Origin of the sequence: Acinetobacter sp. NyZ410 (assembly GCF_022828975.1) — a bacterium.
Lineage (GTDB): Bacteria > Pseudomonadota > Gammaproteobacteria > Pseudomonadales > Moraxellaceae > Acinetobacter > Acinetobacter guillouiae.
This window is the reverse complement of sequence record NZ_CP094620.1, coordinates 4,330,746-4,355,966: the sequence shown is the minus strand read 5'-3', so window position 1 is coordinate 4,355,966 and position 25,221 is coordinate 4,330,746. Positions and strand designations below refer to the sequence as shown.

The following is a 25,221-nucleotide window of genomic DNA, read 5'->3' as shown; positions in this document are numbered from 1 at the left end:
AGGGCTTCTGGCAGGGGAAATCAAGGTGTGACAATAAAATTAACACAGATGTTAATGGACTTGTTTGGTTTTCAGGTTGTATTCAAAAGGGATAGAATATGCGCCCGCATCAAAACTGATGCCTAAAATATCTTTTTTAAGATAAAAGCCATTTGCATTTTTTAGCGCAATAAAATTTTGATCTTCAGCATAGTATCGGTATAGGTATTGCAGATCTGCGCTATCACAGCCATTAGACGTTTTAGAAAGCGTTGCTGTTTTATTTTCAATACATGGGTCAAGTTGCTGAGCAATTTCATTTGAGATTTGTGCTGCGGACAATTGATATTTTTGTAGTATTTGTGACAATGTTGCGAACTGTTTATTTTTTAAATCGATCACATAATACTTTTCACGATAATAGCTTCGTCCGCCTTCAATTTCTAAATGGGTATAAACACTTAAATAGTTTTGATCCTGATAGATCTTTCCTGAACTAAAGTCGATACGTGTAGCATCATCTGCCAAAAGTTCGTGTTTGATCTGTTGGTTGATTTTTTCAAAACCTTTCCCTTGGATAAAGGGAATATTTCCTGAAAAATTCGTATATTTGGGGGGAATAGTTTGGGTTTTAAAGGTGATGGTTTCAGCAGAAGCTACACAGCTGAGTAGCAGGGTTGAGAGTGATAGTATATTTTTAATTTTCATGCTGTTATTTCTAGAGTTATTTGAGTCACTATAGATGCATTATAAAACAAGGAAGACTCTATGAGGGTACAAGAAAAGTATTTTTAGACGTATTCAAATTTAAAATTTTAATGATAAAAAAGAGAGCCGAAGCTCTCTGATTTTGCGGTAAGTCAAAATTACTCAGTCTTTGCTTTTGCGTTCGACTTTTTCTTTTTTGCTTTAGCCTTTTTCTTCACTTTATCTTTAGCCTTTGTTTCAGGCTGAGTTGCAGCACTTTTTCCAGGTTTCTTATTGTAAGAGCTGGGTTTTCCTTTGGGCTTTTTCTTTCGAATGGGACGTTCCCCATCTTCGCTGGCATTCCCACTGTCAGATTCAGATTTAACTTTGACAGGACGTTCAGAAAAAACTTCTTCTTTGGCAACGGGTTTTGCAACACGTGGTGCACGACTACGGATTACACGGCCCGCATGCGACAGTTGTTGTAACAATTCAAAATCAATCTTACGTTCTTCTAGGTTAACCCCAGCAACTTTGATCTTGACTTCGTCACCCAAGCCAAAGGCTTGACCACGATTTTGACCCACTAAATTTTGACTAACTTGGTCATAAACAAAGTAGTCATCGCCCAATTGACTCACGTGAATCATACCATCCACATATAAATCTTTTAGGGTTACGAATAAACCAAATTCAGCGGTTGCACTGATCACACCAACAAATTCTTCGCCTAAATGTTGCTGCATATAGTGACATTTCAGCCATGAAGTAACCGAACGCGAAGCTTCATCTGCACGGCGTTCAGTTGCAGAGAAATGTTCACCCGCATCTTCTAATGCTGCACCTGAAAGAGGATACTTTTTGTTGGTTAAACTGGCTTTAATCGCACGATGTAATAGCAGGTCAGGGTAGCGACGAATTGGTGAAGTGAAATGGGTATATGCTTCATAAGCCAAGCCATAGTGCCCCACATTTTTTGGACCATAGTAGGCTTGCATCATTGAACGTAACAACACCGCATGAATACTCGGTGCATCAATACGATCTTTGGTTGCTTCAATCACCGTTTGATAATCGGCTTGTGTCGGTTGGTCAGGGAATTTAAAGCCCAATAATTTTACAAAGTCTTTTACTTTTTGAATGCGTGAAAACTCTGGTGCTTCATGCACACGATACAACATTGGAACTTCATTTTTTAAGCAATATTCTGCTGCTGCAACGTTAGCAAGCAACATACATTCCTCAATAAGCTTATGCGCAACATTACGTGAACGCGGTAAAATTTCTTTAATTCCACCCAATTCATCAAAAGTCATGTAGGTTTCAACGGTTTCAAATTCCATTGCATGACGTTGTGCACGTAAACCTTTTAAAGTTTCATACAATTGGTAGAGCGTATTGACTGACTTACGGACATCACGATCTTCAGGAATTGCATTGCTGTCGCCATCCAAATATTGTGCAACTTGGGTATAGGTTAAACGTGCTTTTGAATGCATCACTGACGGATAAAATTCAAATTTAGTCACTTTACCAGCACGACTTAAATTTAAATCACACACCATACATAAACGGTCAACATGTGGATTTAAAGAACATAAGCCATTTGAAAGTGCTTCAGGCAACATTGGTAATACATAGTGTGGGAAATACACCGATGTACCACGTTCTTGCGCTTCATCATCTAAAGGTTTACCAACACGGACATAATGACTGACATCTGCAATCGCGACAACGACACGATAGCCACCACCAGGACGTTTTTCCGCATAGACTGCATCATCGAAGTCACGTGCGTCTTCACCATCAATGGTGACTAAAGGCAAATCTCGTAAATCTATACGACCTTGACGATCTTTTGCAGAGGGTTCTTTAAACGCTTCTGCTTCTTTGATGACTTCTTCTGGGAATTCATAAGGTAAACCATATTCTAAAATGGTTTGTGGGATAATGATTTCAGTATCGGCTTTATCCGCCATTGATTGAATCACGTGACCTGTCGCAAACTCATCTCGTGTTGGATAGTCATCAATTTCAACACGTAATGCATCGCCGACTTTGGCTTTGGCATGTTCAATCAGTTCTTTTTCTAAAGTTATGGGCTGATGAGCATTGGGAGGTGCAGGTTGAATAAAGTATTCACCTTCAAATTCTGCAACTTTACCGATCAGTTGTTTAACTCGACGTTGAGTCACTTCAGTAATATAGCCCCAAGCTTTACCTTTACGGTCTACAGAAGTTTGTTGGACTTTAACGCGGTCACCATGGAAGACTTGACGTAATTCGCGCTCAGGCAGAAGGAACTCATCTTTCTTCCCATCTAAGCTTGCAACACCTAAACCTTTAGCGTTGACATAAACAGTAGCGTCTAGGGTAGGTTGATCTGCCATCAGCTGATATTTAAAACCATCTTTCATCAACTGACCATCACGGACCATTGCACTTAAACGATGGCTGAGCGCATCTATACTTTTTTGATCGACAATTTCAAGCAGTTCAACAAGATCTGCATGTGACAATGCTTCTTGTTTTCGTTCAATGATTTCTAGGATAAGGGTACGACTTGGAATGGGATTGTCGTAACGCTCAGCTTCAGCTTTGGCTTCAGGATCGACCCAATTTTTCATGATGTATTTGGTTTCTAGTCAGAAGATAGGATTAGCATAAGACATACAGTGGAATACTGCACGTAATTGATTGCAATATTGTGTTTTTAATTTAGTTTTTAGAGAATTTTTCTTGGTATTTGTAGATTGTGATTATTTTACAGCATAAAAAAACAACAAAATGATGAAAATCGCTTAAAAAGTATTTAATTGAGTAAATTTCTCTATTTTTTTTAATGTCATCACTTGCCGAATCGGGTTTTAGTTTGTATTATGGCGGCTCGTTACGGTGAGATGGGTGAGTGGCTGAAACCACATCCCTGCTAAGGATGCATACGGGTAACTGTATCGAGGGTTCGAATCCCTCTCTCACCGCCAACGATTACTTATGACGCGCTCATAGCTCAGCTGGATAGAGCACTTGGCTACGAACTAAGGGGTCGGGAGTTCGAATCTCTCTGAGCGCACCAATAAGTTAATCATGATGTAACGAATGCCTTTTGGCAACACAAGTATTGCGCTCATAGCTCAGCTGGATAGAGCACTTGGCTACGAACTAAGGGGTCGGGAGTTCGAATCTCTCTGAGCGCACCAACTTGAAGAATTAACCGCATACCTTGCGGTTTTTTTGTGCCTGGATTTTAGATACTAATCATAAATTGAATAATAAAATGTACAAAGTGAATGATTAAAGTGGCTGTTAATACAGTGGCCAAAAACTGAGTTATCTTTTTATATCTGAGGGCAATGTGTTTGAAAACAGTCCATAAAGTAAAAACTAAAATAAAGTAACCGATGCCTGTATAAATTATTGAATTTAATAAATGGCTTTTAGCTTTTAGAATGTTAGCTTGACTGTTTGGCATTTCTTCTAAGTAAGGTAAAGTTTGCTGCTCATTTTTATCGTTTGTAAAGTGAATGTCTTTTAATATGTAATGGTAGAAGAAAATGGGCTGATCATTTGGATCATAACTGACATAAAAGCTAAAACTGTTTGGTGTGTATAATTCGTCTTTTACTTTTGTACAAAATGTTGAGATGTAATCTGCGCATGGTTCCTCGATGATGGTGGTTGAATTTAGAGTAATTGCTAAAAAAGAGGTATTATTACGATAGTTAACAATATTATAGCTTAGGTCATTTCCAACATCGATATGAATGGCTTTCCATTTTAAATTTTGTAATGCAATAATATTCCTAAGATTTTGATAAAAAAATTGATGGTTGTTGGTAATTATGATGAAGAAAAATCCAGAGAAGGCAAGTGTAGTTCCAATCTTTCCCAAAAAATTTTCAGTATCTTTAAGCATAGTCGTTATTTGATCAGTTTAAGTTGATAAGTGCAAGTTCTATAGTAAATTGCTCAGGCAAAATTGATTTTAATTTGAGTCTTTGAATATCTTGATTCTCTTGGCTATTTTTCGAAAAATAAAATAGCTAAATGCAATAAGCCCAATAATAATGCCAGTGATCTCCAAATAGGAAAAAGTTTTAATTTTAAAAAGAAAAAAGATGCTGATTAAACTTAGACTAAGCCACAATAAACAGAAAAATAGCACTTCATTAAAGAAGAATACTTGAAAGAGCCTTTTGCGTAATGCCTTATTTTTAATTCGCGTCAGAAATAAAAATCGATGTTTAAAGCCGAATGAACTGTTTGGCGAGATTTCAGCTTTGGACAGCAGCATTCGATAAAAATGGACCTCATCAAAAGACGCATTGAGTTTATTTTTAACAGGCTGTTGTGTCTTTTCATGATTATTTAACCATCTATCCACCTCAAAACAGGGTAGTAAAGACTCTCCAAAACCATCGATATCTAAATATCGATTTTGGGATGTTTTAAGTTCAAAAGATTTTGGCAGCCAATATTTGGATGGTGATGGACTTTTGGGATCTCGATGTTTTTCTTTGATGAAATTGATCATATCCACCATTTCATTGTTAGCTTCTATGCTAAATGGATCAATCATCATTGCCATAATATCGGTAATATTAAGCTCGACTGAAAATGTTGGAGTACGTTGCAAATATTGTAAAAATGATTGCGCTAAAATTGCTACTTTTTCATCATTATAGAGTGCTGACCATATATTGAGTCTGGATTTAAACGTTTCACAGCTTTTTAAGATCGTTGTCCGAAAGACGTAATAGCTTAAGCCATCTTGATCTTGAAGAGTGGTAATGTCTTCAACTTTAAATAAGGCCAACCAAAATAATGGAATCGAGTATTTAACTGCTTGATAGGTTTCATTTTCATCCATTTCACCCGTGGTTCTATCGAGGTCGGATGAAATTAAAAGTGTTGAGTAATGTCCCATTGTTTCCTTTTATCATCTGAATTTTTATAGGAATATTTATGAAATAATAGTCAGGATTGATTGATGTGGAATTTAAATAAAATGAATTTTATTATTTTTTGCACGTCTATTCTTGTCGCAGAGTCAGGATTGCAACATCTATTCTAGAGCTAAAAACTTTAAAATAATAAAATAACCGAAGCTTTAGAAAGAAGAACATGAAGAAATATACAGATGGATATTATATTTACCAGCATGTTGATTTTATTTGTCATTTCAACCTGCAACAGTGTGATGGCTGTAATCGCACGCTGACAGGTTTTGTCTATGAACTGCAAATCCAAAGTTTAGAAAATGAATCTGTCATCTTCTGTGCTGAATGTATGGAATTGTTAGACGTGGTGAATGCCGAATAATTGCTTCGGGTCGATGACTGTTTAATTTTAACATTGCTTATTTTTTCACCGCAAAAAGTAAGCATTATCCAGCATTATTTTTATAGAAAAGCTTATCTGATAATCATATTTATTTAGAAAAAATTCTCGCTGTAAGATAGTTCCAAATCATTTTTTCTGCTTTAGAGCGTAACAATAAAATAATTATTTTGGACGATTTCTTTGAATTGGCAATATATCTACAGTGTGATGCCACAGTTTGCTTCGGCAATGGTGACCACACTCAAAATCTCAATCATCAGTATTATTCTCGCAATATTGGTTGGTTTAATTTGCAGTATTCTCATTACCTATCGGGTACGGGTCTTTGACAAAATTGCCAAAATTTACATTGAATTATCACGCAATACACCCTTATTGATTCAGCTATTTTTCCTCTATTACGGTTTACCAAAACTGGGGATCAAAATTGATGGATTTAGCTGTGGGGTCATTGGTCTAACTTTTCTAGGTGGAAGCTATATGGCTGAAGCCTTTCGCGCAGGCTTACAAGCTGTGGCCAAAGGGCAAATTGATTCGGGTGAAAGTATTGGACTGAATCCACTGCAAGTTTTTCAATATGTGATCTTCCCTCAAGCTCTAGCAATTTCAATTCCTGCAATTGGTGCAAATTGTTTATTTCTGATTAAAGAAAGTTCTGTGGTGAGTGCCATCGCAGTGGTGGAACTATTGTTTGTCACCAAAGACTTAATTGGTATGGATTATAAAACCACAGAAGCATTGTTTCTCTTGATCATGTCTTATCTGATTATTTTATTGCCTGTGTCTATTCTCACCAGTTACCTGGAATACCGCAGTCGGAAGGTGAGCCATGGAATTTGATTATCTGTTTCAACCCAGTCATCTTGCACGATTACTGGAAGGGCTGTGGGTTACTGCAAAAATTGCCTTTATATCAGTATTTTTTTCAGCAATTTTTGGCACGATTTTCGGTGTCATTATGACGTCAAAAAATTTACTGATTAAAAGTTTGTGCCGACTGTATTTAGAAGCGATTCGGATTATTCCAATTCTGGTTTTATTGTTTGTTTTCTATTTTGGCTTTGCAACATGGTTTAACTGGCAGCTCTCAGCGGTACTGGTATGTATTGTGGTTTTCGTATTGTGGGGGACTGCTGAAATGGGCGATTTAGTCCGTGCTGCCATCACATCGATAGATCAACATCAACGCGATTCTGCACATGCACTTGGTCTGAGTCCTATGCAAACTTTGGGCTATGTGATTTTCCCGCAGAGTTTAAAAAGAGTCACACCGGGCGCAATCAATTTATTCACGCGTATGATTAAAACCAGCTCCTTGGCAGTGCTGATTGGCGTGGTCGAAGTGATTAAAGTTGGACAGCAAATTATTGAAAATTCGCTGTTAATTGTTCCGAATGCATCTCTTTGGATTTATGGTTTGATCTTTATTTTATATTTCATCATTTGCTATCCCTTATCCCGTTTAGCGACGCATTTAGAAAAAGTTTGGGAGTAATCATGACTTTGTTATCTATACAACATTTACAGAAATCATTTGCAGAAAGTCATATTTTACAAGGCATAGATTTGGACGTAAAACAGGGTGAAGTCGTGGTGATCCTTGGTCCATCGGGATGTGGGAAAAGCACATTGTTACGTTGTATCAATGGCTTGGAAAAAATTCAGGGTGGCACAATCAATTTAGCTGGCTCAGGTGTATTGGGCAAAGATTTAGCGTGGGTGGATGTACGTCAAAAAATTGGCATGGTGTTTCAAAACTATGAACTTTTTGGGCATATGAATGTGATTGATAACATTTTATTAGGCCCTTTAAAAGTTCAAAAACGAACAAGAGCTGAAGCTGAGAAAGTCGCAGACGAATTATTGAAACGTGTCGGTTTATACGATCGTAAGCGAGATTATCCGCGACAGTTATCGGGTGGGCAAAAGCAACGTATCGCAATTGTGCGTTCATTGGTGATGCAGCCTCAAGTGATTCTGCTAGATGAAATTACTGCTGCTTTAGACCCTGAAATGGTCCGTGAAGTATTAGATGTGGTTTTAAAACTTGCGTATGAAGGGATGACCATGTTGATCGTGACTCATGAAATGTCTTTTGCCAGAAAAGTCGCAGACCGAATTATTTTTATGGATAAAGGCAAAATTATTGAGCAAGCCACACCTGAACAATTTTTTGAGCATCCACAGACTGAACGGGCAAAAGCCTTTTTAAATATGTTGAATTACTAACAGTAATTTAGACATCAATATTCACCCTAATAGCAACACAGAATGATCTATAAAAATGAGGATGTATGGCTTTATCTTATTTAACTCAACCATCGATTTTTTTTAATATTTCCAACGTTGTTCGAACATTGAGTGTGGGCTTATGTATGGGAATGTTGAGCGCATGTAGTCAGCCAACTGAACCAAATGCATCAGCGGAGAAAAATACCCAGAATGATCAATCTTTAGATCAGATTAAAAAGCAGGGCGTGTTTCGTGTGGCTGTTTTTGCAGATAATCCTCCATTTGGTTATGTGGACAGTGCAGGTAAACCACAAGGTTTTGATATCGCTTTAGCAAAAAGAGTGACCAAAGATTTGCTTGGGGATGAAAATAAAGTTGAATTTGTGGTGACTGAGGCTGCTAATCGGGTGGAGTTTTTAAAATCGGGTAAAGCAGATGCGGTATTTGCCAGCTTTTCAGTCACTCCTGAGCGTAAACAAGTGGTTGATTTTGCTCAACCGTATTTAAAGGCAGCTTTAGGCATCGTATCGCCTAAAGCCAAGACGATTACAGATATTCAGCAGCTTGAAGGCAAAACCTTGATCGTCAATAAAGGCTCGACATCAGATATTTATTTCACTAAGAATTACCCAAAAATTAATTTATTAAAGTTTGAACAAAATACCGATGCCTTTAATGCCTTGAAAGATGGTCGTGGTGATGCAATTTCTCAAGACAGTACTTATGCCTTGGCATGGGCAGCTGAGAATCCAACATTTACGGCGGGAATTCAACAAATTGGTAATCAAGACTTTATTGCACCTGCAGTGAAAAAAGGCAATAGCCAACTTTTAAATTGGCTCAATACTGAAATTTCAAGCTTACAAAAAACAGGTGAAATTCAGAAGATTTATGATCAGACCTTAAAGCCTGTTTACGGTGGAACTGTGGATGCTCAAGTCTTTTTGGATGTGACACCGAAATAAAAATTGCATTAAAGCGTTTAACTATGAAAAGAAATCATTGTTTAAATATGAAAATAGATCAGAGGAAAATTAAATGAATATATCAATAAAACAGTTGACTCATCTACTTGCGGCTTCAGTGCTTAGCTTAGGGTTGGCGGCGTGTAATAAAAACGCGCCAACAACTGAAAAAGCTGCTGAACCTGAAAAAACCAGCTCAAGTATCGAGCAAATTAAGAAAAATGGTGTGGTTCGTATCGGGGTGTTTAGTGATAAGCCGCCTTTTGGTTACTTGGACGCACAAGGTAAAAACCAAGGTTTTGATGTGGAAATTGCCAAGCATGTTGCCAAAGACCTATTGGGAGATGAAAACAAAGTTCAATTTGTTTTAACGGAAGCTGCCAATCGTGTGGAGTACCTTAAAGCCAATAAGGTGGATATTATTTTTGCCAATTTCACCGTGACACCTGAACGCAAGGAAGTTGTCGATTTTGCCAAGCCTTATTTAAAGGTTTCTTTGGGCGTTGTATCGCCTAAAGCTAAGCCGATTACAGATATTGCACAGCTTAAAGACCAGACTTTATTGGTCAATAAAGGCACGACGGCAGACTCATTCTTTAGCAAATCACATCCTGAAATTAAATTACAAAAGTACGAGCAGAATACAGAGACCTTTGATGCTCTGAAAGATGGACGTGGTGTGGCTTTGGCACATGACAATTTATTGGTACTGGCTTGGGCAAAAGAGAACCCAAATTACACCGTGGGTATTACCAGCTTAGGTCAGCATGATTTAATTGCACCTGCAGTCAAAAAAGGCGATAAAGAATTATTGGATTGGTTGAATCAAGACTTAGAAAAATTATCTAAAGCGGGGGTTATCCAGCAAGCCTATGAAAAGACGTTAAAACCTGTCTACGGTGATAGCATTAATCCAAAAGATTTATTGGTTGAGTAAAACCCTTAAAACTTAAGTTTGCTCTTTTAAAAATATCATCGACTTTAACTGGGAAAACATGATTTGCATTTAATTGATCTTTTTCACAAAGGTCTCTTGTGCAAGTAGATGTTTTCCTTTTTTTGTCATAGGTTGCATAAGTGCCAATTCATCACCTGTATTTTTCTCGAGTAAAATAGAATGTGGTTGATCCTCAGCGAATAAAAATTGCTCACCCCATTGACGTAATGCCACGATGATCGGGAACAGTGCATAACCTTGTTCAGTGAGCACATATTCCAAATAGGCTGAGCCATTAGAAGCAGGTTGGTTCTTTAGAATTTGAGCATCAATAAGTTTAGCCAAACGATCAGATAAAATATTTTTGGCGACATTTAAATTTTTTTGAAAATCACTAAATCGTTTTACCCCATCAAAAGCTTCGCGAATGATCAATAAAGCCCAACGATCTCCAATTAATTGCACTGACCGCGCAACTGGGCAAGCTTCATATCTGTCTTGATTCATCAGCTGTTCCATCTTTCATCTTAAAAATAAGACTATAAATCTAGTTGCAATTTAAAACAAGATTGCGTAATTTAATCTGGTTGCAAATTAAAACCAGATTAGTGCAAAATGAACAAAACAGATCATCAACAGCGCAATAAAACAAGAGAACAGCAGCGATCCCACCTTTCTCCAGCCTTGGTGATGCTGTTGGCGTGTGCTGCTGGATTGAGTGTTGCAAATGTTTATTATGCACAGCCATTGCTGGATCTAATCGCCCAAGATTTTAAATTAGACTATTCGTGGGTGGGGTTAGTTGTTTCATTGACTCAAGTGGGATCAATCATTGCATTAATTTTTATTGTGCCTTTAGGCGATTTATTACCACGAAAATCTTTGATGTTGTTTCAGTCCATCATTTTATGCCTCGCTTTAATCTCATTGGTTTTTTCAGATCATATTTTCACGTTGTTATTGAGTATGCTGATTGTGGGCATGTTGGGCACAGCGATGACCCAAGGCTTAATTGTTTATGCATCAGTTTTGGCCGCTGCTGATGAACGCGGCAAAATCGTGGGTACAGTCCAAGCTGGTGTGTTGATTGGCATACTTTTATCTCGGGTACTGTCTGGTAGTTTAGCCGATTGGTTTGGATGGCAAGGGGTATATATATTCTCTGTACTATGTATGAGTATGATCAGTGTGTTTTTATGGAAATACTTAGCTGTTATCCGCATCGAAAAAGATCCTATTCAGCAATCCACTTATTCCCAGATAATCTTTTCATTGTTTGAACAATTGTTTAAAAATAGAGTGTTACAGATTAGAGGCGTACTTGCTTTCATCATTTTCGTCAATTTAAATCTGTTTTGGAATGCGTTGGTATTTCCTTTATCTGTTCAGCCTTTTGAATATTCACATAGCTTGATTGGTTTTTTAGGCATCATTGGTGCTATCGGTGCGGTTATGGCAATCCGTGTTGGTGGGTTGGCTGATCGAGGCTATGCGCAGCGTGTTACACAATATGCGTTTCTATTACTGATCGGAGCTTGGGGCATTTTAACCTGCTTATATTTTTCAATTTGGGTTTTTATTTTAGCGATTATTTTATTTGATGTAGCCATTCAATCAGTCCATGTGATTAATCAAAGTCTGATCTTCCAAGCGGATATTCGATTACATGGGCGATTGGTTGGTGCTTATATGTTGTTTTATGCATTGGGCAGTGCTGTGGGATCATTACTGGCAACAACACTCTATGGACATTGGGGATGGTATGCCGTGTGTGCTGCTGGGATCCTATTGAGTGTAATTGGCTATTTATTTTGGTTGTTTACTGAAAAATATTTAATTCAATTTCAAATGAAACAGCATGCAAGCAGTGAATAAATGCATAAATCCTAGGTTTTTTGTCGATTTAAAGATAAATAGCCCAAATACTAAACACTTGGTGTTTAACTATTGAAATAATCCTTAACAAAAAAATGAAAAGGCGTATAATGCGTCCCATCAAGACGTCGCGCTCATAGCTCAGCTGGATAGAGCACTTGGCTACGAACTAAGGGGTCGGGAGTTCGAATCTCTCTGAGCGCACCAACTTGATAAAATATTTAAAAAAACCGCTTTATTGCGGTTTTTTTGTGCCTAAAAAATGGCACAATGAGCGAGATAATAAAAATAAGGCCAATCTTTCATGCATAAATATTTCTCATTGTTTATCGTGCTGGTCATCAGTCAAATGATCGGATGTACCGCCATTCTGTGGAATAACAGTGATTCTGGCAGGTTGGCGACGGGTAAAGTGGTTTCAACCCATGCAGATCGTGTGATTGTAGATCAGGATCAAATTGTCGGTTTTGCCTATTTAACAGAAAATGCTTCCTCAAAAAATAGCCATGATAGAAACAATGTAGATCGCTCCTTAATCGTGGTTGGGCAAAAATATGCGTATATGATTGATATTGGAAATAAGGAAATTTTAGAGACCATTCAATCTGATTTAGACTCCAAGTATTGGCGGATCAAACCAGTCCGTCCGAGTGACAAGCATTTTAGCTTGTCTTTAATGCCTGAAAGCGATGATCAAAAAAATCCACAAGCAGCTCAATTTAGCGGTGATATTGAACTGTATTATGCAAAAAACAATTTAACTCGACTGGAAGAAAATAAGTTATCTCGACTTGGACTGAGTCAGTACGAGTATGGTCAGGAAAACTCTGAATTTTATCAAAGAAAAATTGGATTGGTTGGGCGTGTTGTGGGTTTAAACGCTGAAATTAAAAATATGAAATTTCAAAACTTTAGTCAAAATTATACGATTGAAATGTATACACAAGGAAAAACCAAATACTCACTACATTCTAAAACATTGTTGCAGAAAATCGCCTTAACCCCAGTCACTTTAGTCGGTGATCTGGTCGCAATCCCATTATATTTCCTATTTAATATTGGTACAACAATTAAACATCTGGCTGATTAATTGAGTTTTAAAAGTTCAATCAGCACTACTTTACTTTTTGAGCAAAAATTGCATTTGCACCCAGTGCAGGTAACATTTCATGGTAGGGTAAACTGCGTGCTGCTTTGAGTAGGAATGGTGCTTTTTCATCAATTTTGATGGTGGTGGTCATTTTGAGTAAGGTGTTATTGCCTTGGGGTAAAAATTGAATTTGACCTTTGAGATAACGTAAATCACCGCCATTGGCATAGAAGTTATTTTCAGTGGCTTTGGGATAGCTAAAACGCATTTTAAAATCAAAAGGGATACTAATAACCCCCAATCCGACACTGACTTTAAAGTCTGCATCTTGTCCTTGTGTGTTGATCGCTGTGGTTTTAATGCTTTTGATTTGTTTTGGAAAAATTTCTTTATAGGATAAGGGTTGTGTCCAACGTTGTAATTGTTGTGGGGTGGCATTTAAATATTGATAGCTTGTGGTAAAACGTAAAACTTCACGACCATGGGTATAAGGTACAGTGACAGGATTAAGTACAATACTGACGGGCTGTTGCGCATTGGCACTGACCTGAACAATTTTATTGATTTGAGCTGTATTTAATTGTGGGCTAGGTAGTTGCCCTGCATTTAATGCCGTCACTTTTTTAGTCGTATATTTATTTTTGAGTGCTTCTAAAACAAAGGCGCTCGAACCATTTGGAATCGCCAGTTTTACTTCAGGGAAAGCATTTAAAATTTTCTTAAATAGGAAACCTTGCGGTTGGTTTAAATCGCCCCATTGTGTCAGGGTCACTAAGGTTTTGTTGTCAGCTAAATTGAACCATTCAAATTTCCCTAATGCATAAGGAATTGGGCCATCAATCACCATGGTTGAAATGCTATTTTGTCCAATTTGATGTTGCATCACCACATCTTCATTAAAATTCAATACAGGTATCGGTGTCGGGATGGAAATACGATATTTTAATTGACTGACAGGTCCTGCTGTTTCGATGACTTTTGCTGATTTTAAAGTCGGGAATAACCCAACATATTGCGTGTAATTGCTTAAAGTTTTAGCCACTTCTTGGCTACTTACAGGCACAACAATGGCTGCTGTTGAAAATTTAGCTATAGGTTGGGGCTGTTTGCTGAATGTCGGTAGCGAGGTCTTGGTCGCTGGATGGGCATAAATTAAAATATTGTCTTGTGCAATTGCCGCAATTTGCTGGGCATTATTGTCAAATGGTTTTAACGCACTGGGAATATTATCGGTCCAAGTGACCAATTTCGCGAAACTGATTTGACTGATACCGATTAAGAGCACTAGACCGATATTTAAATAAAAAACTTTCATCACAATTCCTTTTGCGCCTTGATAAGCGGCAATCTTTTGTTCTTATAAAAACCATTTGTATGAAAGACCCTAAAAGGATTCACTTTTAAAAAATAGAGGTGTTCTGTAAAACAAGATGAAAATCCGCATCTCGCTGGAAAAATCTAGTGTAATATCTTGGCATCGTAAAATATTTGTATTGAAGCAACTATGTCAGACACCCAGCCTGCATTATCTGCACGTTATTATCTTAATTTAGAAGAATCTCAAGACGGTTTTAAACTGGCAACTTTTGGTAAAAAGCAAATTAGCCAATTTCTCACGCCTTTGGTCAGCATCGGAATCATGGTTTGGGGGATTTACCTCGGTTTAGAGGGTGTGGGTAAATATTATGTTTGCTTAGGTGCTTTTTTCTTAATTCTGCAAATGCTGATGCGGTATTGGTTTTTACCGATGATGTTTAAACGCCAATTCGTTAAATATCAATTTGGTAAAAGCGAACAAGGTATTGAATTATTTCAAGACTATATGGAGTTATTCAGTAGTGGTCGTCCAAAGCAAGTTCATCATTATTCAGATGTAGATAAATTTGCAGAAGGCAAGCTTACCTATATGATCGAATTAAAAAATCGTACTGTGGTGATTGTGCCTAAACGAGCATTTGCTACACCCGCAGATCAAACGATTTTTATCAATACTTTTAAAAAGTAATTTGGAATTATAAAGTTTTTAACGCTGATCAATAAGAAGGGAACAATATGAGTACACGTCCATCTAAAATTGTATGTGTCGGTCGTAGTTATGCAGCGCATGCAGCAGAATTAGGTAACGCAATTCCAGATCGTCCAGTCTTATTTATCAAGCCGCCCAGTAGTTTGATTTCATTGCAAGACGGTATCTCTTGGAATGAGGCGTGGGGAAATTGCCACCATGAGTGTGAACTGACGTTACGTATCGACAAGTCACTTAAGGGCGAAACCAATTTAGATAAAGTATTGGATGCGATTGGTGCGGTGACTTTAGGCTTAGATTTAACTTTACGTGATCTCCAAGATGACTTAAAGGGCAAAGGCCAGCCTTGGGAGCGTTCAAAAGCTTTTGATGGTGCATGTGTACTGGCAGATTGGGTCAGTGTGGATGAGATTAAAGATTGGTCGGCTGTTACTTTTGAATTTGCGGTAAATGATGAAGTTCGACAAAAAGGCGATACTGCTTTATTGATTTTTGATATTGCTTACTTACTTGCAGACATCTGCCAAGTATTCTCTTTAGAACCAGGGGATGTGGTGATGACAGGGACACCAGCAGGTGTTGCAGCATTGGCTTCTGGTGATCAATTGACTATGACTCTACATGGTCAAAGCCAAGATTTTGTTTGGAAAACTTTTGTAAAATAAGCACTTAAAATGCAAGCAACCCAGTGTTTATTTATAATCAATACGCATTGGGTTTTTTATTATCTACAGTTTTATACAACAACAATTATCGCTAACTTTTGCGATATATCCTGCTTGATTTATCCGTTGAAATTTACAGCCAGTTAAAATTTACAGTATTGCTATTTTTTTAGCTGTTGTTTGAATCGTATTAAAATCGCCAATTGGCTCGTCATAATAAAATTACCAATGGATGACTTTGGTGAATCAATACATAAAGCAAAGTTAAATTCAGCTCATGCATTTTTAGATCGACATATAGATTGGTCGGGAAGATTATTGATTATCAGTATTTAGATCGCTCCACTTCATCTATTTAAAATGTAAAAAGTTGATTTAGTGATGCAACAATTTTCTAAACTGATCTGGGGTACGCATCATCCAACGTTTAAACATATTGATAAAAGCAGAAGCATTGGCATAACCTAAATCCAGTGCAATGCTTTCAACCGTTTTCCCCTCATTGAGCATAGACATCGCTTTCATGACTTTAAGCCGTTGTCGCCATTCATTGAGTGACATTGCCAACTCTTTTTGACTCAGCCTTGCCAAGGTACGTTCAGTCATATTAATCCGTCGGGCTAAAGCCTCTAGGGTACTGTGGTCAGCAGGGTGGGCATGTAAAAAATCCAAAACTTGTTTTAAGGCAGCATGATTGGTATGGGGTAAATAACTACCGATTAACTCAGCATGTTGTAACTGATCAAGTAACACCTGTAATAGTCGCAAATATTCAGGCTCAGATGCTTGCATTGGATGTTGTTTGATGTGCTGTAAAATCGCTGAAACCAAAGGCGAGGTTAAGAGAATCCCTGCTTGTTGAGGTAAGGCACTACATAACGATTGGTGGATATACAAAGTTGCATGGGAAACAGGAGTCCGATTCAAACCACTATGTTGCGTATTTGGCGGTAACCAAACTCCATATGGAGGTGGCGTAATATAATTAATTTGATCAATATTGACTTCCATCACCCCATTAAAAGCATAAATAAATTCGCCCCAAGCATGCCCATGTTCAGGATAAACCGACAGTGCAGGATCATGTCGAAAAATAAGCCACAGCGGTGCAACAATTTCATCATTGGTACTGAGTTGAGTCAGTATATTTTTATCGCTTGTTTTTGTTATCGTCATGCAAAGATTGCCTGAATAAAAAGATCTTTTGTCTACTTTGAATTATATCCTATAAAAAAGACAGGTTCATACCATTGGGGTGTCTTTTATCCGCTTTATGCAGTGGTTTTTGCTATTGCGAAATTATAACGATTCATCGAAAAAGGAATATCACTTCCCTTTCCAATGAGCACTGCTTGGAAAGGGAAGTTGTTTATCTATCTTGGTTAAAATTACTTATCATCCAAAATGGTCGAAAGCGGAATTGATAACTTGGCTGCCAAATATTCATCGGATTCGATTAAGGTTGGACCGATATGCTTCATCCATACATCATCATCATGGACATGTTCAACATCATGACGACGAGGGAGGGTATAAGGCAATGATGTATAGAATGACCAGAAATCAATTTCATCTAAATTTCTGACCAGCACATATTCATTATTGTCAGTACATTTAACCAAATTCTGTTTTTCTAGAAGTTGGATATAAACTGGCCAGCGTCCAATTTCACCACGACCTAAAATATTTAATGCTTCTGCATCAGTCACCACTTCACCCGTTTTCTGTTTTTTATAAAATAATTCCAGAATATCGAGCATCATCAACACAGGATGGCGGGTTTGGATTTTACCTGTATGAAATGCGGTAAGGGCATAGCTGATTTCCACACCCAATAAGACGATATTCCACGATAAAAAGATCCATAATAGGAAAATTGGTACAGCAGCAAAAGCACCATAAACAAGGGTATAGCTGGTGAAATTTGCCATAACAAAACCAAATAGGTTTTTAAGTAGCTCAAATGCAATCGCACCAAAAAGACCTGCAATCGCGGCCGCTCGAACAGGAATACTGCGATTTGGAATCGTCCAATATAAAATGAAAAAGCCTAAAGTGGTCAGTGCAAACGAAATGACCCCAAGTAACGCTGTACCATCAACTTCATAACCAGCAAAGTTATTACTTAAAACATTCATAGAGGCCAATGTTGATGAAATGACAAAGGCACTCCCCAATAAAATCGGGCCTAAAGAAATAATAGTCCAATAACGCATAAAGCCAATGATGCCATTACGCGTTTCTTGAACACGCCAAATCCGATTAAAAACCGTTTCGATACTGGTAAGCATCAGTACTGTGGTAATGAATAAAAACAGCACACCAATAACAGTTAAATTACTTGAATTCTCGGTAAAGACATTAAAAGCCTTATCAAAAGCAATGCTGGTTTTCGGCAAGAAATTACTATAAATCATCTGCTGGAGTTGCTGTCTAGCAGGCTCTAAGGCTTTGATTGATGAGATAATAACCAAGAAAACAGTCAACATTGGAACAACAGCAAATAATGTCGTATAGGTCAGCGATCCTGCTTGTTCACGACAACGATCTGCTTCAAAACGACCAAGTACAAAAAGAATGAATTGAAACCAAGTTTTTTCATAGAAAGGGAGTTTTTTAAGTAATTCAAGCATATATATCTTTGATCTCAATTATTTTTCGGCATATCTTGCATTTTCATTGTCTAGCTTACCCAAAAAAGCAGAAAAATACCGTATAGTTTTATTTTCTTATGTTGAAATCAAGAAATCTCTATGCAAGCTTATGTTCTCGTACTCTATTACAGTAAATATGGATCTACCAAAGAGATGGCACACTTGATTGCCAACGGGGTAGAAGCAGCGGGTGTCGCAGTAAAAATTCGCACTGTGCCTAATCTTTCCACTGTTGTGAAAGAAGCGGAAGCCAGTATTCCAGAACATGGCGATATTTATTGTACATTGGATGATTTACAAAATTGTGCAGGATTGGCTTTAGGTTCACCAACACGTTTTGGCAATATGGCATCTGAAATGAAATACTTTTGGGATCAAACCACCAGCCTTTGGCTAAATGGTGCATTACACGATAAACCTGCTTGTGTATTTACCGCGTCAGGGTCAATGCATGGTGGACAGGAAAGCACATTATTAACGATGTTACCGCCATTGTTTCATCATGGCATGATGATCATGGGGTTGACCAATGCCAATCCAGCCTTATCTAATACCAAATCAGGCGGTACGCCGTATGGAGTCAGTCATGTCAGTGGACCACGTCATGACCAAAACTTAAGTTCCGATGAAAAAGCTTTATGTGCAGAACAGGGAAAACGTCTAGGTGAAACGGTTAAAAAGTTAAACCCATAATTTTTGATGCACTTGCGAGATCTAGATAAAAATTCAAAGACTTCTCTTTTATCTGGCGTCTAATGGATAAAAAGAGAAGTTCTTTATCATATTGATATTTTATTATTTTAGATTAAAGCGATGATTACATTTTTTACATTGGTAATCAAAAAAGATATTTTGGTCAACAATCACACCTGCTCGTTTACCAAAGCGATTTCCTAGAAATCCACCTGTAATTCCAACACTGATTGCGCCTACGAAGGTTCCTACAGTTCCACCAACAATAACGCCTAAAGGACCTGCAACCGTTCCGATAGCCGCACCAATTGAAGCACCAGAGGCAGCGCCACCTACAGTTCCTGCTGCTGCACCCGCAGAAGTCAATAATACACTGCCTGCTTTGCCTAAAAGTTGTTCATGGTCACGGCGTTCTAAGTCTGTAGCGCCACACTTTGGGCACTTTACTGTTTGTTCATCAGTCATTGATTTTTACTCACTCAACAAAGTCCATTTGTCTTCGTTAAGTTATGGTTAAGCGTTATATTCACGTTCACTACTGGCATTTTTGTCATGCTTATCGCTATCGTTACAATCATGTCAGGGATATGACATGATTTTGATTGTAACTGAATACCGTGATCAGTCTTTATATTTTGTGTGAATGTAATAGATAGAATGATTGACACAAGCTTATAGAAACATCTTGTTATTGCTTCAGCCGCATTAAACTTTCCTGATTAACGCTACACACCAATCGACCATCTTGCCACATCCTGCCGAAATTAAGCCCTCTGGATTGGCTAGATACGGTGGCATTCATATCATAAAGTAGCCACTCATCTACTCTAAAATCTGTATGAAAATAAATGCTATGGTCTAAACTTGCACTACGTACACCGCCGTTCGCATAGCTGACACCATGCGGTCTAAGTGAAACCGTCAGCAGGTTATAGTCAGAATAATATGCAGCAATGGCTTGGTGCATCATGGGTGTATCTTGTTGAGTGGGAATCGTTTCAAAGGTTTGAAAATATTCAGCATAATTTGTGTCTAATTTTATCGGTTTAAATGGATTGAATGGCTGTACAGGATGGATGTTGATAAAAAATTGACGCATAAATATTGCGCGTGCAGGTTCAGGAACATCCTCATAAATCATTTGTTTAAGTTGTTGTTCTGGGATCAGTTCATCTGGCGAAGGGTAGAGAGGCGGTTCAATCTGATTTTCTAAACCCTCTTCAATATAGGCAAATGAAACCATGGCCGAAAATATAATATGGCCGTTTTGCCAAGCATGGACTTGGCGAGTCGAAAAACTTTTGCCATCTCTTAAATTTTCAACTTTATATAAAATCGGAATATCTGTGCGACCACTGCGAATAAAATAAGCATGTAATGAATGTGCTGGTCGATTGGTGGTTTTTGATGCGGCAATCAATGCTTGTGCCACCAATTGCCCACCGACAAGGTGTGATCCAAATAAACGTGTGTTTTGCCCTTGAAATAGACCATCATCCAATTGTTGTACGTCGAGTAGATCAACTAATTTTTGAGTGATTGATCTCATTTATTATTTACCTGAGTTATCTCTTTATTTACACAATATAGCTGAGGGCTTGATCAAAATAAAAGGTAAAACAAAGACGCTACTGATCAAAAAGCAAAAAAAAGAGCGCCTAAAGCACTCTTTTTTAATGAAAACTTTTGAAGTAAGACTAGCTTATTCTTCTACAAAGCTTACCGTACCGTTTGCCAAAGATTCAACACGTGCCAATGATTCAACACGGTAGCCTTTATCTAATAACAATTGACGGCCTGGTTGGAAAGATTTTTCAATCACAATCCCAATACCCACAACTTCTGCATCCGCTTGATGAATCAAGTCAGCAAGACCTAAAGCGGCTTGACCATTCGCTAAGAAATCATCAATAACCAAAGCTTTATCGCCTTTGCTAATATGTTTCTTAGAAATCGCAATGGTGCTTTCAATTTGCTTGGTAAAAGAGAATACTTTTGAACGATATAAATCATCTTTAAGGGTTAAAGACTGATATTTACGTGCAAAAATAACGGGTACACCAAGTTCCAAACCAGCCATCACAGCAGGCGCAATGCCTGATGCTTCAATTGTGATGATTTTGGTAATGCCTGCATCTTTAAAAAGACGAGCAAACTCTTGACCGATGAGCTGCATCATCACAGGGTCAATTTGGTGATTTAAGAAAGAATCGACTTTCAGAACTTGATCAGATAGAACGATACCTTCAGCTAAGATTTTCTGTTCTAGTGCGTGCACAGGGAGAATCCTCTAGAGGCAAGGTGCTTTTTAAAGCAAAGGCGTATTTTAAAAAGCACTAAAAAAAATGCAAGCTGAAATTGATCAAAAGGTGAAAAATGTCTTACTTTTTGTAACTGGTCAAGGTTAGGTTATAAGATGTTTTACCATCAACATGTGACATTTTTACGGGTAAATAGTCTAATTGCGGTGCTAACCAGAAAATTGAACTCTTTTCACCATTGTCATGGGTGAGTACAACTTTGACCGTGTTATAGGTTCCCGCAGGGGTTTTAATTGACTCTGTGCCTTGTTTAACAAAGCGACGCGCATCTAAACCTTTTGCATCTGCAATCAAATAACTTGATTTTAGACCAGCACCTTTTAAGTCTTCACGTACTTGTAATTCAGCATTTAACTCATCTAAAGCACCAGCTTTCCATGGGAAAGAACGTGCCTGATCTTTTTTCTTGGTGTTAATGGTTTTGTTGCTTGGATTAAAGTTAATGGTCATGGTGTCATTATGTACCAACACTTTACTGGTACGACTAAAACTACTTGAATTAATTTGACCATTGGTAAAGCTAAAACGGCTTGTTTCGCTTGCAGAAGCAATTGCCGCTGCTTTTGCTGCAAATACATAGGTCCAGTTATTGCCACTTTGACTCAATGTACGAGTCGCAGTACCTAAGTTTTTACCATTATAGGCAAACTGGTAACTTGCTTGGAACGGACTCATGGCAAGAGCATTGCTTGAAAATCCAACCAATAACATTGCAGTTGAAACACCAGTTGCCATACTTAATGTTTTAAATAACGTTTTTGCCATCATTAAATGTCCTATGCATTTAAAAGTATTTTTGGATATGACACCTATTATGCGGTGTAATTAAAGAGAAAATATCCACTTTATTGCTAATCCTGTGAATTTATGTATACATTTTGATTGCGATAACTTGAAATCTAATCTGCAATTTAGACTTAACTCTTTTGCTCAATCGGTGTAACTTCAGTTTCAAGATAATCATCTTCGTCCCAGTCTGGGTCTTTATCTTCTCTAAATTTACTCAATAAAGCGGTTAGGTTTACATTACCAATCACTACCAACTCAGTTTCACGTAATTCTGCATGATTCACATGGACTTTGTTTAATGTGTCCATAATAGAACGATTTTTTCCTAACCAACGATTCAGGTCTAAATGAAGTAATTCATCTTTTACGGTAATGACATTAAATTTTTCTAGGATCATTCCTAAAGGATCTTTTTTCAGTACTTTTTGATAGAAGAATAAAGCAGTATTTACGCCCATCTTATACCAAACACTGGGATAGCTGGCTTCGATCACTTGGGTGTTGCTGATTTGTTCAAAAACAATCAACTGCATATCTTTGTTGAGTTCCATTTGAACTAACTTAAGATCAACCGAAAGAACCAAATGCATGCCTTTGACATTGAGTGTGGCATAAAGTTTTAGCCAATCATCATGCAGGTCGGCATGTAAATCTTCTAAAATTTTGACGTTGTCGGTGACAAAACGTTTAAAGGTCGCATTTAAAAATACTTGTGATACTGGAAACTCGCGTTCTTCTTCTATAAAACCTTCTGCTTTTTGGTATACTTGTCGAATACGTTTAACAATGTTAGAAAGTAGCGTCGGCATAAGTATTGTCCCAAATCATCATCATTTTTTAAGGCGATAAACTTGTCGATTATTAAAAAAATACAAGTCTAACGATTGCAGTTTAACAAAAAACATTGCACCATTTTGAGTGTTTTAAAATTACGTTTTTACTTTTACTAAATAAGTCACAAAGTTTGTGAATAATGTAAAGTTAAACTTATTTTAATAAATTTTAAATTTGGCGATTGGGGAATTTTGTCGGATTAATGTCATGATAAAAAAATTATTTGCCAATACACAGCATTCTGAGTATTGGTGGCAAGACGCATTATTTGTTGGAGCTGTTTCTGCAGCTGTCATTGCACATGTACTTTTTTTATCTGTTCAATTTGGAATGCCACAAGAAAATAATACCAGTACAAAAGAAATCGCAATCAGTATTCGCCCAAGTGAAGATGAAGTTAAAGATGCAGATTTTTTAGCGCAAGCAAATCAGCATGGTTCTGGAACATTCCGTAAAGAGCATCGTATTTCAAGTGATATGCCAGCGCAAGCAGAAGACAAGAGTGCGGGTGATCAGCAACTGGAAGCTTTAGAGCAAATACAGCAAAAACGAGAATTGAAATTCGAAGAAAAAGTATTAATGACGGTTCTTAGCTGGCAAAAGCAGGCCGAACAAAACGATCGTAAAAAGGCCATGGAAGAGTTGCAGAGCCAGATGCAGGCTAAAACGGCAATGGTGGCGAGTTTAGAAGCTCAATATTTACAGAAACAACAAAATTTTAGTAAACAACAAAAAATTAAAACCTTAGATGGTATTCAAGCCAAACAAGATGCATCTGCTGGATATTTAGATAAATTTCGTGAAAAAGTTGAGATGTACGGAAACCGATATTACCCAGATCTTGCCAAACAGCAGCGTCTTTCGGGTGAGGTCCGTTTAATGGTTATTCTCAATAATGAGGGGGGGATTCGTGCTATACGATTGATTGAAAGCTCAGGTCATTCAATCCTCGATGAAGCTGCCAAAAACTCAGTGCGTAAAGGGGCACCTTTTGGACGTTTTGATTCAAAAATGAAAGATATTTCTGAACTGCGGATTGTGCGCACTTGGCGTTTTGATCCAGCTGAATCTGAATTTGAAGTGCGCTAATAGATAAATACTGATTAGTCCATTGACCAAAAAAGATTAAGCTCATGGAAATCATTATCTTTAATGAAATGAATGACTATATCGATGCTATAGCCATCTGAGTTAAATGAACTAATTTGTCGATAATAATCTGAAAAATCTTGTTTTAATAATTGTATAAATTCTTTCGATTTTAATTCTGTATCCTTTTGTTTTAGAGATAATGATGTTGTAAAAAAAGATTCAATTTGCTGAACCTCTTTATCATTAAACTCCCTAATGTCTGCTGTGGTTTTTAAGAAATTGTGATCGAAAACAGTATGAGCAAGCCTATGTGCATATTTATACTCAAAGGTTATTCCTCCATCTTGAAATTCTTGATCTGATTTTTCCGTTATTTCTAAAAGAAAAGATTGAGTTGGTTTTGTAAGCATAGTTTTTATTCCTATAAGTTGATGATTTTATTTAACATCATAGGGGTTATACTAAAACTCCTATAAATTATTGATTTTAAATTACACTATATAGATTTTTTTTTTACCATTTCTCAATAGAATAGGGGGAGATATTCATTTACATAAAGGGAGTTTGAATTTTTAAGTAGAGATTGATCTTTAATATCATATTGTTCGATCAAAGTGATACTTCACTAAAATTTTATTAAAATGGCTAAATTGTTAGTGTCTTCCCCCGCACTTTATTTCTACATCAGCATCATTTTCAACTCATAATATTACTTAATCATTTTTTAATAAGTTTTTATGACTTCGCAAACTTCAACACTAAATTTTTTATACCACTGTTGTTTACCAATTCGTTGAGCTGCTTGATGTTCTGCATCTTTATGCCAAGCCTGGATATCTTCAAGTGTATTCCAATAAGAAAGCGCAACTTCAAAATCATTTTCACAAAGAGACTCAAATTTTTGACAGTTAAACTGGCTCAATGCTTTCTCTCGTAAAAGTTGTGCAGTTTGAAAATACTGTTGATCAAGCGTATTGATCTGTGCCTTAAAGATAACCACATATTTCATTTTCAGTGCTCGGCCTTTACTTTAACTTCT

27 protein-coding genes and 4 tRNA genes are annotated in these 25,221 nt (G+C 37.3%); 16 read left to right on the top strand and 15 right to left on the bottom strand.

Going from position 1 to position 25,221, the window contains the following annotated elements; genetic code table 11:
• Positions 1-51: 51 nt before the first annotated feature.
• Both MTO68_RS20575 and rnr read right to left on the bottom strand, forming a co-directional pair.
• Positions 52-687: a hypothetical protein gene (locus tag MTO68_RS20575; protein WP_244014173.1), complete on the bottom strand. Its 636-nt coding sequence runs from the start codon at positions 685-687 to the stop codon at positions 52-54.
• 158 nt (positions 688-845) lie between these two features.
• A complete protein-coding gene (rnr, locus tag MTO68_RS20570; protein ID WP_178283395.1) occupies positions 846-3,296 on the bottom strand; it encodes a ribonuclease R in 2,451 nt (816 codons plus the stop codon).
• A gap of 264 nt (positions 3,297-3,560) precedes the next feature.
• Between rnr and MTO68_RS20565 the strand changes: the two genes are divergently transcribed.
• The 3 genes from MTO68_RS20565 to MTO68_RS20555 all read left to right on the top strand — a co-directional run bounded on the left by MTO68_RS20565 (position 3,561) and on the right by MTO68_RS20555 (position 3,866).
• A tRNA-Ser gene (locus MTO68_RS20565) sits at positions 3,561-3,650 on the top strand.
• A 15-nt stretch (positions 3,651-3,665) separates the two neighbouring features.
• A tRNA-Arg gene (locus MTO68_RS20560) sits at positions 3,666-3,742 on the top strand.
• A 47-nt stretch (positions 3,743-3,789) separates the two neighbouring features.
• A tRNA-Arg gene (locus tag MTO68_RS20555) sits at positions 3,790-3,866 on the top strand.
• Between the two features lie 47 nt (positions 3,867-3,913).
• On the opposite strand, the gene MTO68_RS20550 is transcribed toward MTO68_RS20555, so the two are convergent.
• Together MTO68_RS20550 and MTO68_RS20545 are read right to left on the bottom strand one after the other, a co-directional pair.
• Entirely contained in the window at positions 3,914-4,582 is a 669-nt protein-coding gene (locus MTO68_RS20550; protein ID WP_244014171.1) for a hypothetical protein, read from the bottom strand.
• A 69-nt stretch (positions 4,583-4,651) separates the two neighbouring features.
• Positions 4,652-5,593, bottom strand: coding sequence for a hypothetical protein (locus MTO68_RS20545; protein WP_244014169.1), 942 nt, complete (start codon positions 5,591-5,593; stop codon positions 4,652-4,654).
• Between the two features lie 197 nt (positions 5,594-5,790).
• On the opposite strand from MTO68_RS20545, the gene MTO68_RS20540 reads away from it, so the two are divergent.
• From MTO68_RS20540 to MTO68_RS20515, 6 genes are all read left to right on the top strand, one after another.
• Positions 5,791-5,988, top strand: coding sequence for a hypothetical protein (locus MTO68_RS20540; protein WP_004816901.1), 198 nt, complete (start codon positions 5,791-5,793; stop codon positions 5,986-5,988).
• 201 nt (positions 5,989-6,189) lie between these two features.
• Complete coding sequence (locus MTO68_RS20535; RefSeq protein ID WP_004816902.1) at positions 6,190-6,849, top strand: amino acid ABC transporter permease; 660 nt, start codon at positions 6,190-6,192, stop codon at positions 6,847-6,849.
• Positions 6,839-7,504 (top strand): amino acid ABC transporter permease, encoded by a 666-nt coding sequence (locus MTO68_RS20530; RefSeq protein WP_034618242.1) that lies wholly within the window; start codon positions 6,839-6,841, stop codon positions 7,502-7,504. The genes MTO68_RS20535 and MTO68_RS20530 overlap by 11 nt, the downstream gene beginning before the upstream one ends.
• A gap of 2 nt (positions 7,505-7,506) precedes the next feature.
• Complete coding sequence (locus MTO68_RS20525) at positions 7,507-8,238, top strand: amino acid ABC transporter ATP-binding protein (RefSeq protein WP_034618240.1); 732 nt, start codon at positions 7,507-7,509, stop codon at positions 8,236-8,238.
• Between the two features lie 65 nt (positions 8,239-8,303).
• The gene (locus MTO68_RS20520; protein ID WP_244014167.1) at positions 8,304-9,206 is read left to right on the top strand and encodes a cysteine ABC transporter substrate-binding protein; all 903 of its coding nucleotides are present in this window, start codon (positions 8,304-8,306) and stop codon (positions 9,204-9,206) included.
• Between the two features lie 73 nt (positions 9,207-9,279).
• A complete protein-coding gene (locus tag MTO68_RS20515; protein ID WP_234624070.1) occupies positions 9,280-10,143 on the top strand; it encodes a cysteine ABC transporter substrate-binding protein in 864 nt (287 codons plus the stop codon).
• Between the two features lie 69 nt (positions 10,144-10,212).
• Here the strand turns inward: MTO68_RS20515 and MTO68_RS20510 are convergent, their stop codons facing one another.
• Positions 10,213-10,650, bottom strand: a complete 438-nt coding sequence (locus MTO68_RS20510) for a helix-turn-helix domain-containing protein (RefSeq protein ID WP_004725772.1) — start codon at positions 10,648-10,650, stop codon at positions 10,213-10,215.
• Positions 10,651-10,758: 108 nt separating this feature from the next.
• Between MTO68_RS20510 and MTO68_RS20505 the strand changes: the two genes are divergently transcribed.
• The 3 genes from MTO68_RS20505 to MTO68_RS20495 all read left to right on the top strand — a co-directional run bounded on the left by MTO68_RS20505 (position 10,759) and on the right by MTO68_RS20495 (position 13,108).
• Positions 10,759-12,018, top strand: a complete 1,260-nt coding sequence (locus tag MTO68_RS20505) for an MFS transporter (protein ID WP_244014165.1) — start codon at positions 10,759-10,761, stop codon at positions 12,016-12,018.
• A 130-nt stretch (positions 12,019-12,148) separates the two neighbouring features.
• Positions 12,149-12,225 (top strand) — tRNA-Arg (locus tag MTO68_RS20500).
• Between the two features lie 97 nt (positions 12,226-12,322).
• On the top strand, positions 12,323-13,108 hold the full coding sequence (locus MTO68_RS20495) for a hypothetical protein (RefSeq protein ID WP_244014163.1): 786 nt from the start codon (positions 12,323-12,325) through the stop codon (positions 13,106-13,108).
• Between the two features lie 25 nt (positions 13,109-13,133).
• On the opposite strand, the gene MTO68_RS20490 is transcribed toward MTO68_RS20495, so the two are convergent.
• Entirely contained in the window at positions 13,134-14,423 is a 1,290-nt protein-coding gene (locus tag MTO68_RS20490) for an SRPBCC family protein (RefSeq protein WP_244014162.1), read from the bottom strand.
• Positions 14,424-14,612: 189 nt separating this feature from the next.
• Here MTO68_RS20490 and MTO68_RS20485 point away from each other — a divergent pair, with 189 nt between their 5' ends.
• Both MTO68_RS20485 and MTO68_RS20480 read left to right on the top strand, forming a co-directional pair.
• Positions 14,613-15,113: a YcxB family protein gene (locus MTO68_RS20485; protein ID WP_004816919.1), complete on the top strand. Its 501-nt coding sequence runs from the start codon at positions 14,613-14,615 to the stop codon at positions 15,111-15,113.
• A gap of 47 nt (positions 15,114-15,160) precedes the next feature.
• Positions 15,161-15,799, top strand: coding sequence for a fumarylacetoacetate hydrolase family protein (locus MTO68_RS20480; RefSeq protein ID WP_244014160.1), 639 nt, complete (start codon positions 15,161-15,163; stop codon positions 15,797-15,799).
• A 375-nt stretch (positions 15,800-16,174) separates the two neighbouring features.
• Here the strand turns inward: MTO68_RS20480 and MTO68_RS20475 are convergent, their stop codons facing one another.
• Positions 16,175-16,975, bottom strand: a complete 801-nt coding sequence (locus MTO68_RS20475) for a helix-turn-helix transcriptional regulator (protein ID WP_244014158.1) — start codon at positions 16,973-16,975, stop codon at positions 16,175-16,177.
• 212 nt (positions 16,976-17,187) lie between these two features.
• The gene (locus tag MTO68_RS20470) at positions 17,188-18,432 is read right to left on the bottom strand and encodes a YihY family inner membrane protein (protein ID WP_244014156.1); all 1,245 of its coding nucleotides are present in this window, start codon (positions 18,430-18,432) and stop codon (positions 17,188-17,190) included.
• A gap of 120 nt (positions 18,433-18,552) precedes the next feature.
• Here MTO68_RS20470 and wrbA point away from each other — a divergent pair, with 120 nt between their 5' ends.
• Positions 18,553-19,146 carry an NAD(P)H:quinone oxidoreductase gene (wrbA, locus tag MTO68_RS20465; protein WP_004725790.1) on the top strand — a complete coding sequence of 198 codons (594 nt, stop codon included), beginning with the start codon at positions 18,553-18,555 and terminating at the stop codon, positions 19,144-19,146.
• Between the two features lie 102 nt (positions 19,147-19,248).
• Here the strand turns inward: wrbA and MTO68_RS20460 are convergent, their stop codons facing one another.
• From MTO68_RS20460 to MTO68_RS20440, 5 genes are all read right to left on the bottom strand, one after another.
• Positions 19,249-19,611, bottom strand: a complete 363-nt coding sequence (locus tag MTO68_RS20460) for a hypothetical protein (protein ID WP_004725792.1) — start codon at positions 19,609-19,611, stop codon at positions 19,249-19,251.
• 223 nt (positions 19,612-19,834) lie between these two features.
• Positions 19,835-20,695: an acyl-CoA thioesterase II gene (locus tag MTO68_RS20455; RefSeq protein WP_244014155.1), complete on the bottom strand. Its 861-nt coding sequence runs from the start codon at positions 20,693-20,695 to the stop codon at positions 19,835-19,837.
• A 153-nt stretch (positions 20,696-20,848) separates the two neighbouring features.
• On the bottom strand, positions 20,849-21,424 hold the full coding sequence (locus MTO68_RS20450; RefSeq protein ID WP_004725796.1) for a xanthine phosphoribosyltransferase: 576 nt from the start codon (positions 21,422-21,424) through the stop codon (positions 20,849-20,851).
• 103 nt (positions 21,425-21,527) lie between these two features.
• Positions 21,528-22,232 (bottom strand): DUF3108 domain-containing protein, encoded by a 705-nt coding sequence (locus tag MTO68_RS20445; protein ID WP_209827967.1) that lies wholly within the window; start codon positions 22,230-22,232, stop codon positions 21,528-21,530.
• Between the two features lie 152 nt (positions 22,233-22,384).
• Complete coding sequence (locus tag MTO68_RS20440) at positions 22,385-23,065, bottom strand: hypothetical protein (RefSeq protein ID WP_239044831.1); 681 nt, start codon at positions 23,063-23,065, stop codon at positions 22,385-22,387.
• Positions 23,066-23,297: 232 nt separating this feature from the next.
• Between MTO68_RS20440 and MTO68_RS20435 the strand changes: the two genes are divergently transcribed.
• Positions 23,298-24,179, top strand: coding sequence for a TonB family protein (locus MTO68_RS20435; RefSeq protein ID WP_239044832.1), 882 nt, complete (start codon positions 23,298-23,300; stop codon positions 24,177-24,179).
• A gap of 14 nt (positions 24,180-24,193) precedes the next feature.
• Here MTO68_RS20435 and MTO68_RS20430 read toward each other — a convergent pair whose 3' ends face one another.
• Together MTO68_RS20430 and MTO68_RS20425 are read right to left on the bottom strand one after the other, a co-directional pair.
• Positions 24,194-24,592, bottom strand: coding sequence for a hypothetical protein (locus tag MTO68_RS20430; protein ID WP_244014153.1), 399 nt, complete (start codon positions 24,590-24,592; stop codon positions 24,194-24,196).
• 314 nt (positions 24,593-24,906) lie between these two features.
• The gene (locus MTO68_RS20425) at positions 24,907-25,191 is read right to left on the bottom strand and encodes an antibiotic biosynthesis monooxygenase (protein ID WP_004816937.1); all 285 of its coding nucleotides are present in this window, start codon (positions 25,189-25,191) and stop codon (positions 24,907-24,909) included.
• Positions 25,192-25,221: the final 30 nt, after the last annotated feature.